8 protein-coding genes are annotated in these 13,509 nt (G+C 64.0%); 3 read left to right on the top strand and 5 right to left on the bottom strand.

Annotation, left to right across the window (positions count from 1 at the left end; all coding sequences use genetic code 11):
* The first annotated feature begins 469 nt into the window (after window positions 1-469).
* Window positions 470-826 (top strand): hypothetical protein, encoded by a 357-nt coding sequence (locus tag ACJJVR_RS01575; protein ID WP_405401695.1) that lies wholly within the window; start codon window positions 470-472, stop codon window positions 824-826.
* Window positions 827-1,028: 202 nt separating this feature from the next.
* Here the strand turns inward: ACJJVR_RS01575 and malQ are convergent, their stop codons facing one another.
* The 4 genes from malQ to ACJJVR_RS01555 are packed head-to-tail and all read right to left on the bottom strand — an operon-like array spanning window position 1,029 to window position 10,394.
* Complete coding sequence (gene malQ / locus ACJJVR_RS01570) at window positions 1,029-2,855, bottom strand: 4-alpha-glucanotransferase (RefSeq protein ID WP_405401693.1); 1,827 nt, start codon at window positions 2,853-2,855, stop codon at window positions 1,029-1,031.
* Complete coding sequence (gene glgB / locus ACJJVR_RS01565; RefSeq protein ID WP_405401692.1) at window positions 2,852-5,032, bottom strand: 1,4-alpha-glucan branching protein GlgB; 2,181 nt, start codon at window positions 5,030-5,032, stop codon at window positions 2,852-2,854. The genes malQ and glgB overlap by 4 nt, the downstream gene beginning before the upstream one ends.
* Window positions 5,029-8,328 carry a maltose alpha-D-glucosyltransferase gene (gene treS / locus ACJJVR_RS01560; RefSeq protein WP_405401690.1) on the bottom strand — a complete coding sequence of 1,100 codons (3,300 nt, stop codon included), beginning with the start codon at window positions 8,326-8,328 and terminating at the stop codon, window positions 5,029-5,031. The genes glgB and treS overlap by 4 nt, the downstream gene beginning before the upstream one ends.
* Window positions 8,325-10,394 carry an alpha-1,4-glucan--maltose-1-phosphate maltosyltransferase gene (locus ACJJVR_RS01555; protein WP_405401689.1) on the bottom strand — a complete coding sequence of 690 codons (2,070 nt, stop codon included), beginning with the start codon at window positions 10,392-10,394 and terminating at the stop codon, window positions 8,325-8,327. The genes treS and ACJJVR_RS01555 overlap by 4 nt, the downstream gene beginning before the upstream one ends.
* Window positions 10,395-10,780: 386 nt before the next feature.
* On the opposite strand from ACJJVR_RS01555, the gene ACJJVR_RS01550 reads away from it, so the two are divergent.
* Window positions 10,781-11,527, top strand: a complete 747-nt coding sequence (locus ACJJVR_RS01550) for a hypothetical protein (RefSeq protein ID WP_405401687.1) — start codon at window positions 10,781-10,783, stop codon at window positions 11,525-11,527.
* Between the two features lie 204 nt (window positions 11,528-11,731).
* Window positions 11,732-12,976: a nucleotide disphospho-sugar-binding domain-containing protein gene (locus ACJJVR_RS01545; RefSeq protein WP_405401686.1), complete on the top strand. Its 1,245-nt coding sequence runs from the start codon at window positions 11,732-11,734 to the stop codon at window positions 12,974-12,976.
* Here the strand turns inward: ACJJVR_RS01545 and ACJJVR_RS01540 are convergent.
* A complete protein-coding gene (locus ACJJVR_RS01540) occupies window positions 12,939-13,508 on the bottom strand; it encodes a DUF2585 family protein (RefSeq protein WP_405401684.1) in 570 nt (189 codons plus the stop codon). The genes ACJJVR_RS01545 and ACJJVR_RS01540 overlap by 38 nt on opposite strands.
* Window position 13,509 lies beyond the last annotated feature (1 nt).

Below are 13,509 nucleotides of genomic sequence, written 5' to 3'. Positions count from 1 at the left end.
ATGCGGCAGCGGTTAGACACCCGAATCGTCCGCCATGTCGTGCGCATCACAACCTGCCGCCCAGTTCGGTTTTCGATTTGCGGCCCGTGCTGAGTCCTGCATTTCCCCCGACCCTAATCCGGTCATTTACCCAATCGCCGCTGGTCTGTCAGGTGACGCGGCGCGCCTGACATGGCTGGTCACCACTTATATCACCACTGCAGGACCCCTTACGAAAGAGACAGGCTGACTGTCTGGTCAATTTTAGGCATAATACCCTTAACAACCGGGAATGTTGAGTGGTTGGTTTGTAAGTTCTTTTCCCGGTTGTTTATCTTTCCCTGAATGACGCACATACGACCCCGCCCCTTGGCGGGCCGGTGATGGGCATGGATGCTCTTGGTGGGCCACATCACATGACTGTGCCTTATGCGCGGGAACTGCCTGCAATCCGTTCTGTTGATCATGATCGCAAACGGGAGACGATGAGATGGATGACACCAGGGTCTGGAACTTTGAGGAAAGCCTTTGGCGCGCATCGGAGGGACGCTATCACGAACGGGTCGACCCGGAATGCGTCATGGCGCTTAGCCACGCACCATACCTGTTTCAGGGACAGGCAGCGGTCGACGCGGTCACCGGAACGCCGGAATGGGACGAGGTCAGTTTTTCGAACCAGCAGATCTCGCGTCCGCAAGAGGGCTTGATTGTCGTGGGATACGAAGTCCAGGCGCACAAAGGGGACACAAAGTTCACCGCCGCCTGTACCTCTGTCTATCGTAAAAGAGCGCACGAGGACTGGACTGTGGTTCAGCACGCACAAGTCGTGCAGGGTCACAGCGAATAACCGCAGTAATTGTCGCCAGTGACCACCAATTTAAAAATCCCGGTATTTGTACCGGGATTTTTTCTTGACCGGCCGATCCGTCACGCCCCTTTGGCACCTGGTTTTCTACAGTCCGGTGCCACGACCCTTTCATTCGCCTTATCCATGAGGGCCGCTTTTCCGATAAGTGTCCCAATAGCGGCACCGCGTTACCGGCTCTTGATCAAGCGTGGCCCGACCGCCTTTCCAATGCCAGTCCAGCCGTCAGGTCGCGAAACAGCGGCGTAGCGATCAAATCGTTCAGCGGCATGGACAGTTTGCGACGCCAGTTGGGGTATTCATCGACTGTTGATGGAACATTGACCGGGTGCAATTCCGCCGCCAGGTCTTCCAGCCGGACGGCGAACAGGCGTGACGGCGCGCCAGAGAGGTGGCGATGCACCGCAATCGTCAGCGCCGCGGGGGCATCATCCGGGTCGATCCCGTCGGCAACATCAGGCGCCAGCAGCCCTGCCGCGACAAGGTCGGCCAACAGGTCGGCCCGTTCAGTATCACGCGCATCGCGCTGTTCGACCGCCGCAGCATCGCTGATAAAGCCGAAACGCTGACGCAGCGCCACGTCGTCGGCCCGCCACCAGCCGCGAAAGGTCGGCAGGTCATGGGTGGACAGACAAGCCAGGGCGTCGCGCGGATAGTCTGCAGGGGGAGTGAACCCATCCGAACCACGCTCGAAAAAGAAGATTCGATAGGACAGGATGCGGCACGCCTCCATCACCGCGCGGAACCCCGGAGGGACGTTGCCCAGATCCTCTCCGATGATGGTCGTTTCGTTTTCCCGCGACGCATCAGCCAGTGCGGACAGCATGTCCTCCAGCGGATAACGGGCATAGGTGCCGTCAGCAGCGCCTGCCCCCTGCGGCATCAGGAACAGCTGCCACAGTCCCATGGCGTGGTCGATGCGCAGCGCACCCGCCTGTCGCGCGGCATGGCGGATCAGGTCGCGGAACGGCGCCGCGTGGGTTGCGGCCATTGCCACGGGGGACAATGGCGCAAGGCCCCAGTCCTGACCCTGTTCATTGAAATAATCGGGCGGGGCGCCGATGCGCACGTCTGGCAACACGATGTCGCTGCCCCAACTGCCGGACCCGTCCGCGGCCTCTCCGACGGCGAAATCCAGATACAGACCGATCACCATGCCAAGGTCACGACAGTGATCACGCAGGGCCTGCAATTGCGTCTGACACAGGAATTGCAGCCACATGTGGAACGCGATGTCATCCGCGCGGTCCTGCGCCAGCTGGCGCATGGCATCGCCGTCAATGTCGCGCCATGCCTCGGGCCAGCTGAGCCAACCGGCACCATGTCCGGCATCGACCATCGCGGCCGACGCGACCTCGAACAGGGCGTGGCGGTGCAGGTCGTCACCGCCCTCAGCGACGAAAGCATCCGGTAGGGTTGCCCCATCATCCCAGATGGCGCGCAGCGCGGACAGTTTCGCCGCAGCCACGCCGGGATAATCGACCAGCGACGCCCCCCGCAGTGCATCCAGCACTGCGCCATCGGCCATATCAGCGCGATAGCCGGGCACCTGATCGACGGCCAGATACAGCGGGTTCAGGAACCGCCGGTTCGATGGCGAAAACGGGCTGCACCGCGACGGATCGGCCAGAAACATCGCATGCAGCGGGTTCAGCCCCAGAAAGGCCGCCCCCACCCGTGCGGCATGCCCGGCCAGCACATGCAGGTCGCCAAAATCACCAATGCCCCAGTTGCGATCGCTGCGCAGTTGATACAGCTGCAACGCGATCCCCCAGTGACGACCCTGACCCGGCACGTGGCACAGGGCACCGGCAGGCGCGGTCAGGCGCGGTTCCGATGCCAGCGGCGGCAGGGTGTCCGCTTCGAATGCCGCCAGCAACCCACGCAACGTGTCGTCGGGTGCATCATGCACCGCGCCCCCGATCAGATCGTATTGCGGTTGGATGCCATAGGCGCGGGCGCGGGCGTGCAGGGGGTTGCCCTCACCCCCCGTCGGACGGGCCGATATCATTCCTGCACCGGCATCAGCACGACGGTCGCCAGCGGTGGCAGCGTCAGGCTCAGCGATTGGTCGCGACCATGCCAGACGACGGCTTCGGCGTCACGCACCGCGGGGTTGCCGACGCCTGATCCGCCATAGGCTTGATCGTCGCTGTTCAGCACTTCGCGCCACGCACCGGGCAGCGGCACGCCGATCCGGTAATCTTCGCGCACCACGGGGGTCAGGTTGCTTACGACGATGGCCGGGGGTGCACCGTCATCGGACTTGCGCATCCAGACCAGCACGCTTTGGGCACTATCGCTGTTGTCGATCCATTCAAACCCGTCAGGGTCGCAATCCAGCCGGTGCAGGGCCGGCGTGTCGCGGTACAGGCGGTTCAGGTCCGCGACCAGCGACTGAACCCCCGCATGCAGCGGATCATCCAGCAGATGCCAGTCCAGCGACTGGTCGTGGTTCCATTCGCGATCCTGGGCAAATTCACAGCCCATGAACAGCAGCTTCTTGCCCGGATGCGTCCACATGAACGTGTAATAGGCCCGCAGGTTCGCGAATTTCTGCCAGCGATCGCCGGCCATCTGACGGATCAGCGATCCTTTGCCATGCACCACCTCGTCATGGCTCAGCGGCAGGACGAAATCTTCGGAAAAGGCATAGACCAGACCGAATGTCAGGTCGTGCTGATGATGCTGACGGTGGATCGGATCAAGGCGGAAATAGGACAGGGTGTCGTTCATCCAGCCCATGTTCCATTTGAACGCAAACCCAAGACCCCCTTGGTCGACGGGGCGGCTGACCATCGGAAAGGCGGTCGATTCCTCGGCGATGGTGATTGCGCCGGGGTGGTCGCTGGTGACGCGGGTGTTCACCTCGCGCAGGAAATCGATGGCCTCCAGGTTCTGGTTGCCACCATGACGGTTGGGCACCCACTCACCGGGCTGGCGCGAATAATCCAGATACAGCATCGACGCGACCGCATCGACGCGCAACGCATCGACATGGAACTTGTCCACCCAGTACAGCGCGCTGGCCTGCAGGAAATTCGCGACCTCGCGGCGGCCGAAATTATAGATCAGCGTGTTCCAATCCTGATGGAACCCCTGACGCGGATCCGCATGCTCATACAGGGACGTGCCGTCGAACCCGGCCAGTCCGTGCGCGTCGGACGGGAAATGCGCCGGTACCCAATCCATGATGACGCCGATGCCCGCCTGATGCAGACGGTCGACCATCCGCGCAAATGCCTCGGGGGAGCCAAAACGACTGGTGGGCGCGAACAGGCCGACGGGCTGATAGCCCCACGATCCGGTAAAGGGATGTTCGCCCACCGGCAGGAATTCGACATGGGTAAAGGCCATGTGTTCCAGATAGGGCACCAGAAGATCCGCCATCGCGTCATAGTCCAGAATCTCGTCATCGCCACCCCGGCGCCACGACCCCAGATGCACCTCATAGATCGAGATCGGGGCCTGACGGTCCTGACGGCGCGCCCGCACGGTCAGCCACTCGGCATCGCGCCAGTCATGGTCGGGCAACCCGTGCACGACCGATGCGGTTTCCGGCGACTGCTGATGGGCGAACCCGACCGGGTCCGCCTTGAGCGGCAGGCGTTCGCCATGCGCGCTGAGGATCTCGTATTTATAGACTTCGCCGGTGGTCAGGCCGGGGATGAACAGTTCCCAGATGCCGGGCCCAAGGCGGCGGCGCATCGGGTGGCGGCGCCCGTCCCACGCGTTGAAATGACCCACCACGCTGACACGGCGGGCATTGGGCGCCCAGACCGCAAAGGCAACACCCTCGACGCCTTGATGGGTGACCGGACGCGCGCCTAGCTTGTCATACAGGCGGCGGTGGCTGCCTTCGGCGATCAGGTATTCGTCCATCTCTCCCAGCACAGGGCCAAAACGATAGGGGTCGTCGACCTGCCATTCATGGTCCCCCGCCCGCACCGCCAACCGGTACGCCCCCTGCGGACCGGGGCCGCAAAAGAACCCTTCGGGATGGATCCGGTCCAGCGAAAAGACACCGTCATCGGTCACGGCCTGAACCTCGGCGGCCTGGGGTGCAAACACCCGCAGCTGCCCGTCATGCGGGCCCAGAATGGCAAACGGGTCGTGATGCTGTCCGCGCAGGATCGCCTCGATCCCGGAAGACGTCAGCCCATCGGGCAGATATGCGAGATCGGTCATGCGTTCTCCTGCGACAGCAGTTCCAGGATACCGGCCAGCGGAATGCCGACCCATGCAGGGCGGTTGCCCAGCTCGTACCCGGTTTCGTAGATGGCCTTTTGCAGCAGGAACAGATCCAGCAACGCATCGGCCGCGGCGCGATCGGACGGCAGGTTGGCCGCCCCGTCGATATGGTCGCGATAGCTCTCCAGGAACGACGCGCTGGCCGTGCGCCGCCAATCCTCGATCCGCTCCAACGCCTGTTCGGCAGTCCCGCCAAAGCTGGTACGGTGCCGCGCAACCACGGTCAGTGCCGCATAATCGAACGACCGCAGCATTCCCGCCACATCGCGCAACGGCGACGACAGCGCCCGACGTTCGTCCAGCGACCGCGCAGGTTCGCCCTCGAAGTCGATGATCGCAACGTCGTTCTGCGCCAGCAGAACCTGACCCAGGTGATAATCCCCATGAATGCGCGACATCCCACCCGACGGGGTCAGGTCGGCCACGCGGCGCAGCCGGTCCAGCAACTGATCACGTTGTGCCAGCACCTGTTCGGCCAGCGGCGCGGCGTCCTCGGGCAGGTCCGCCTGCTCCAGCCGGTCCAGCATTGCCGTAGCATCAGCGACTGCGTCATCAGCCCATCCGCGCAGCGTGTCCGCGGTCAGATCCTGCAACGCGAATGCCGGATCGTCGGTCGGCGTTGCCAAGGCACGGTGCAGTTCCGCCGTCCGCTGTCCCAGCAGCGTGCCGATCGACAGCGGGAAATCATACCCGTGCCGCACCGGTGCGGCATCGCCCGCCGACGTCCAGCCGTCGCTCTCGTTCAACTCCAGCATCAGCGCATCGACGATACCCGTCCACGCATCGCCCCGGTTCGGGACGAACGCGAATGCCGCCGCCAGCGTCGTATTATGATTACCCTCGTGGTCCAGATGGCCCAGATAACGCGGCGTGTTGGCGTAACCCGCGACGGTGGTCAGGAACTGTGCGACCTCGACATCGGGCTGATGCCCGCTGCGCAGACGGCGATACAGTTTCAGGATGATCTGGTCCGAGAACGCAATCGACAGGTTCGACTGTTCGACCCCCATCTGGCGCGGCGTTCCCGGTTCGGTGATGGCACGCAGCGCATCGGTGCCGTGGAATTTCAGATCGCCCTGGGGCGTGCCCTCGATCATTCCGTCCAGCAGCAACTGCGGCAGGCGTTCGTCGAATGCACCGTCGACCAGTGCCCCCACCCGCGCGGTGTGGCGGATCTTGGCCAGCGTCCAGGACAGCTTGGGCGCGCCAGGGCGCAGGTTCTCGTCGCCCCACCGGGCCGACAGGGGCAGGAAATAGCTCTGTTCCTCTCCGTCACCGCCGGGCGTCACGTCCAGCGCGACCATCGCGTGTTCCCCCTGTCCCAGATCGCCCAGCTGACGCAGGCGGGCACGGGGGGGCACGGTCTGGTCCTTGGCGGCGAACCAACGCTGCAACGGCAGCCATTGCGGCAGGACCTCTGCCTGCAGTTGCGCCCCTTCGCGTCCGGCCAATGCGGTGCTGACCTTGCCGTCGCGGGTGGTCAGGGTCATGAACTCGGGCAGGATGTCGGGCAACTGTTCGTGCCACGACGGCATCTCCTCCTCGCCCGACAGGGCGAACCAGAAGAACCCATAGGCCGGCAGCGTCAGCATATAGGGCAGATCGCCGATCGGCGGGAATGCCGACCGCCCGGTCAGTTCCACCGGCACCATGCCCCGGCGGCTGGCCAGGTCCAGCTCGACCGCCTGCGCGCTGTCCGACAGGTTGGCGACGCACAGATAGGCCCGCCCCTCGTATTCGCGGATATAGGCCAGGATCTTGCGGTTGCGCGGATAGAGCAGCGTCATTTCCCCACGGCCAAACGCCGGGTGCTGACCGCGCACGGTGATCATCCGGCGCATCCAGTTCAACAGCGAAGACGGGTCGTCCGCCTGCGCCTCGACGTTGATGACCTGATGGCCATAGACGGCATCGATGATCGTGGGCAGGTAAAGCTGCTGCGGTTTCGCCGTGGAAAAGCCCGCATTGCGGTCGCCCGACCACTGCATGGGCGTACGCACCCCGTCCCGGTCGCCAAGGTAATAGTTGTCGCCCATGCCGATCTCGTCGCCGTAATAGATGATCGGCGTCCCGGGCATCGACAGCAGCAGCGAATTCAACAGCTCGATCTTGCGGCGGTCGTTCTGCATCAGGGGCGCCAGACGGCGCCGGATGCCCAGGTTGATGCGCGCCCGCGTGTCGGTGGCATAGGTCTGCCACAGATAGTCGCGCTCCTCGGACGTCACCATTTCAAGCGTCAGTTCGTCATGGTTGCGCAGAAAGATGCCCCACTGACAGTTCTCGGGGATCTCGGGCGTCTGCCGGATGATGTCGGTGATCGGGTGACGATCCGCCTGTGCCAGCGCCATGTACATGCGCGGCATCAGCGGAAAGTGGAACCCCATGTGGCATTCATCACCCTCGCCGAAATAGGGGCGGGTGTCCTCAGGCCACTGGTTGGCCTCTGCCAACAGCATCCGGTCGGGGAAATGCTTGTCAAGATCGGCGCGGATGGCCTTGAGGACGTCATGCGTCTCGGGCAGGTTCTCGTTATTGGTCCCGTCGCGTTCGACCAGATAGGGGATCGCGTCCAGACGCAGCCCGTCGACGCCCATCTCCAACCACATGCGCATGACCTTGAGCACCTCGGCCAGCACCTTGGGGTTGTCAAAGTTCAGGTCCGGCTGATGCGAATAGAACCGGTGCCAGTAATAGGCCCCGGCGACCGGATCCCAGGTCCAGTTCGACTTTTCGGTGTCCAGAAAGATGATCCGGGTCTCGGGCCATTTCTCGTCCGTATCTGACCAGACATAAAAATCGCGCGCCGCCGAACCGGGCTTGGCATGACGGGCCTTCTGGAACCACGGATGCTGATCGCTGGTGTGGTTGATCACCAGTTCGGTGATGACGCGGATACCCCGCCGATGCGCCTCGGTCACGAAGGCCTTGAAGTCGCGCATCGCGCCATAGGACGGGTTGATCGACCGGTAATCCGCGATGTCGTACCCGTCATCGCGCAGCGGCGACGGATAGAACGGCAACAGCCAGATCGCCGTCACGCCCAGTTCCTGAACATAATCCAGCCGCTGCATCAGGCCGGCGAAATCGCCGATGCCGTCGCCGTTCGAATCCATGAACGCCTTGATGTGCAACTGATAGATGACGGCATCCTTGTACCAGTCCGACTGGTCACGGTCGATACCGCCGGTCATGGCAAAGGTTGCGCCGTCGCGCTTGGGGTTCGGGATGTTCATGGGCGCGGCGCTCCGGGTGCGATGAGTTGCCAGACGGCATAGGGACGGGTCTGGGGATCAAGATCCAGGGTCTGGGCCTTGCCATGCCAAGTAAAGCTGTTGCCGTTGATCAGGTCGCGGACCTCGATCGAGGCATCGTCGGGCAGCCCGAATTCCCACATCGGAACCTCGAACTGGAAGGTCTGGGTTTCGTGGGGGTCCAGGTTCACATGGATCAGCACGTAATCGTCGCCAGCGCGCTTGGCATAGGCCAGCACCTTGTCGTTGTCGGCCACGTGAAAGGTCAGGTCGGTGAACTGTCGCAGCGCCGGGTGATCGCGGCGCAGACGGTTCATCAGGCGGATGTCGTCCTGAATGTTGCCCGGCTGGTCCATGTCCCACACCCGCAACTGGTATTTCTCGCTGTTCAGGTATTCTTCCTTGCCCGGCACAGGCGCTGCATCGCAGACCTCGAACCCGCTATAGACGCCGTAGTTGCCGCCCAGGGTGGCCGCCAGCGCCAGCCGGATACGGAACCCCGGCCTGCCGCTGGACTGCAGAAAGCGCGGGTTGATGTCGGGCGTGTTCACAAAGAAGTTCGGGTTCATCACCAGACGGCTGTCGGTCTGCGTCAGCTCTGTCAGGTATTCGGTGATCTCGGTCTTTTCGTTGCGCCAGGTGAAATAGGAATAGGATTGCGAAAAGCCCACCTTGGCCAGCCGCTTCATCACCTTGGGCCGGGTGAACGCCTCGGCCAGAAAGATGACGCCGGGATCGACGCGGCGAACCTCGGCGATCATCCATTCCCAGAACGGGAACGGCTTGGTGTGCGGGTTGTCCACGCGAAAGATGCGCACCCCGTGATTGACCCAGAACAGCACCACGTCACGCAGCGCGTACCACAGGCCCGGCAGCGCATCGCGATAGAAATGGACGTTGACGATGTCCTCGTATTTCTTGGGCGGGTTCTCGGCGAACTTGATGGTGCCGTCGGGGCGCCAGTCGAACCATTCGGGATGTTCCCTGATCCACGGATGGTCCGGCGAACATTGGATCGCGAAATCCAGCGCGATCTCCAGCCCGTGATCGCGGGCGGCATCGATCAATCGCCGGAAATCGTCGAAATCGCCCAGTTCCGGGTGGATCGCATCATGACCGCCGTCGACCGACCCGATGGCATAGGGGCTGCCCGGATCGTCCGGTCCGGCGGTCAGGCTGTTGTTCGGACCCTTGCGGTTCGTGCGTCCGATCGGGTGGATCGGCGGGAAATACAGCACGTCAAAGCCCAGATCGCGCACATAGGGCAGCCGCGCGATCACGTCGTCGAACGTGCCGTGCCGCTCCATGCTGCCCGATTGCGACCGGGGCATCAGCTCGTACCACGCGCTGAACGCAGCGGCCAGGCGGTCGACGTACAGCGGCAGGATGTCGGACATCGTCAGATCGGTGCGGGGTGCCGAACGATCCATCAGCGCCGTCACCCCCTCTGCTGTGAATGCGGTCAAACGCGGCGTATCGCCCTGCGCCGACAGGGCGTCGTCCTGTTCCAGAACCGCCTTTAGCGCGGCTTTGTCCTGGGCCGTTGCACGACCCTTGGGGCCTATCGCTGCCTCCAGCAGGGCGCGCCCCTCGGTCAGTTCCAGCGATATGGCCTGACCGGCTGCGTGTTTGGCCAGAACCTCCTTCCGCCAGGTCGCGAACAGGTCGCGCCACGCGGCAAAGGCGATCTGGTGCTCGCCTGGTTGGTCGAAAACATGGCTGGCCTGCCAGCGATCGTTGATCACAAAGGTCATCGGCACCTCGGCAAATCCGTCCTGACTGATTGGACGCCACAGCAGGGCCGCAGCGATGATGTCATGCCCGTCCGAAAAGATGTCCGCCTGAAACTGGTCGGCCTGTCCCGCAACCACCTTTGCCGCAAAGCGACCACCGTCCACCTGATGGGAAATCCCCTCGATCGCCAGCCGCGCCGCGGCAAGGCGCGTCAGGTTAGGGTCTGTATCGCCACTGTGATGCGCCGCCCGGTGGACGACACCTGCGGGACCGGAGATTGAGGGGGATGTCGTGGCGGGCTGCTCGTTGGACACGGATATGCCTCCTTGGATCGGACAGGAACAGAACAGGCATCGCCCGTGAATGTTCCTGTCCAAGGCGAAACAAGGGTTGATTTGCCTGCCCTGACGGCACGATATGACCGACCGGGCGGGGTTTGCGCGCATCACGGTGCCGCCTGCTGGACGGCATTTACCGAACGCATTCAAACCGCCCCGCCGCGATGCGCGTCGCGATGCCCTTGATGCGACCGACGGCCCGGCGGTATCGAAGATCGCGCGCGGATCAGTCTCACCATGCGCGCCGACGACACATCGGATGCGGTTCACATCTGCGCGGGTGACCGGGAACATATGCCGATTGCCCCGGTTGGGACCGTCCATGCGCAGATGACGCAAGATTTGATCTCGGAGAACCAACCATGACCTTGACACTGTCCCAGACCAGCCGTGCCGCCCTTGTCGCCACCGCCCTTGCCGCGTCGTCGCTGGCCGTGCCGCATCTGGCATACGCCCAGGCCACCGCGCCTGCGACAGATGACGCAATGCCCGATGCGACCGACGACAATGGCAGCACCGCCGACATGTCGACGATGACCGGCAGCGGTGAAAATACCGGTTCGGCCGCCCAATCGGGTGGCTCCGCCGACACGGCGCTGACATATGAGCGCGTGGTGATCGACCTGCAATCAGGCCGCGATTTCACCGAGCTGCTGGACGGCATGAACGCGGACACATCTGTCACCGTCACGGGCCTGAGCGCGCTGGAACAGGTGGGCGGCGGTGCCGTGTCCACGGCAGAGGACGGCACGCCCCCGATGACCGGTGGGCAGACCACGAACGACACGACCGGGACGGCGATGGCGCCATCCAGCGACATGGCGGGGGCATTGGGCGGCGGCGCCACGGATGCGCCGGACGGGATCGCCACCGGCCTGTCGACCGGTGGGGGGACCCAGACCGCGACGATTTCCGAAGGGACGCCCGGCGACATCGACACGGCACTAGCTCAGGCGCAGGACACCCTGTCGGCCTTGCGCATGGCCCTGTCTGGACAGGACGCCGTCACCGAGGCGCTGGAATCTGCGGACTACACCGCCGACGATGTCATCGCGCTGCATCGGGACGGTGCCGACCTGACCATCATCGTCGACGACCGAAACGACTGATCCAAGCCGCGGGGCCCGGAAACCGGGTCCCGCCACGTGGACACGATCGCGCAGCCACCGTCGGCAGCCCCAAAGGCGGCCCCCATCGCAACCACTGCACCGCGTCATGGCGCGCGCGGGACCGGCCATCCGTCCATGTTGCATCGATATGACAGGACGTTTGCAACGAATGCCCGACATGATCGTTGGGCGTGCAAGAGGACGATGATGGTACAATACGACCGGCTTGCCGCGCGCATCCTGATGATCTGCCCGCCCTATCCCAGCCACCGGCAAGCCTTTGCCGCACTGGCCGAGGCGTTGCGCGCGCGTGGACATCATATCCGGTTTCTCGATGGTGGCATGGTCCGGTCCCTGCCCTGCCCTCCGGACGTCCACCGACAACCCGCGCACCTGCACGCAGAAATCGCCGCAGGGGCCGATCGCACGCGGATGCTGTGCAAGCATGGACCAGCAGCCATCGCCACCTATCGGCCCGATCTGATACTGGGTGACCAGACGGAACCGGCAGCGGGCCTTCTGTCGCGCCATCTGGACATTCCCATGATCTCCATCGCCTGCGCGCTGCCTTTTGACGACGAACCTGGTGTGCCGATCCCGTTCCTTGGCTGGCAGCCCGATCGGTCCGAACGCGGGGCAAGGCGGTTGCAGACGGCGCGCCGGATTGCGCAATGGGTGATGCGACGCCAATCCATGGTCATCCGTACGGTTGCGCTGGAGTGGGGCCTGGGCCCCCTGCGCGATTTCAGTGATTGCGTGTCGCCCCTGATGACGCTGGCGCAAACCGTGCCCGGGTTCGACCATCCGCGGCCTGTCACCGGCAATCACGTACATCACATGGGCCTGTTTCGCGACCCCGTCGCGGAACCCATGCCCTGTGACATCCGCCCCGACCCGACGCGGCCACTGGTCTATGTCAGCCTTGGCACGTTGCAGGGGCATCGGCATCGGCTGTTGGCCCGCATCGCGCGGGCCTGCCGGACGGCGGGCGCACAGGTGCTGGTGTCCCTTGGCGGCCAACCGGCAGAACAGGCGCACGACATCCCCGCCGATTGGGTCCGCAGTTATGTCCCGCAACGCGCCGTTCTGGGCCGGGCGCAGGTTTGCGTGACGCATGCGGGCCTGAATACTGTCATGGAATGTCTGGAACAGGGTGTGCCGATGCTGGCCCTGCCGTTGACCAACGATCAGCCCGGCGTCGCTGCCCGCATTGCGCGGACCGGAACCGGCCTGCGCCTGTCGCCCGTTCTGGCGACCGAGGCGCGCATCCGCACGGCGGTGCGCAGCCTGTTGACCGATCCGTCGTTTCGCATGAATGCCGACGCATTCGCACAGGATGCCTGCCATTGGCCGCGCGCGCGCGGGGCCGTCGATGCGGTGGAACATGTGCTGGGCCGACCTCCGGCGCTGGTCATGCCGCCTGCCGAACGGCACGAATGGCGGCAATGATGAAACCGTCCTGAATCCACAGTGACAGCGCGATCTCTGTCACCACGGCCAGCACGATGACGACCATGGGCGACGCCGTCCGCGAAAGCATCGCCCCTGTCACGGCCGCCGCCGTGTCGGCCAATGCATTCACCCGACTGTCGCCATGATACGCCAACGGATCAGAGGCGTCGTATGCGAACAGGCGAATGCTAATTGGCAGGTTCTCTATCACCTCCCATGTCGTGCTGCTGGCGACGACGACGGCCAGCAGGGCCCACAGGCCCAGATCCGGCCGCACCCGCGCCACCATCATGATCAGCAACGCACCAGTCACCGCATGCAGCGCCGTGTACGGGTCCAGCAGGGTCCGCGAATTCAGCGTCGGATCGCCCGGCATCGCCCAGACCTGTCCGCACCCGCAACCCCATGGCCGGTCCAACGCAGCTAGGACGGCCAGCTTGATCGCGGTCGCGATGACGATCACCGCCACCGCCTGAACGGTCTGGCGCGACCGCGCGGTCTGCGGGGCGGCGTCGGTATGCGCGGTCATG

This window comes from Paracoccus sp. Ld10 (assembly GCF_045064235.1).
Lineage (GTDB): Bacteria > Pseudomonadota > Alphaproteobacteria > Rhodobacterales > Rhodobacteraceae > Paracoccus.
The sequence above is the reverse complement of the archived record's forward strand: the minus strand, read 5'-3'. Positions and strand labels throughout refer to the sequence as shown.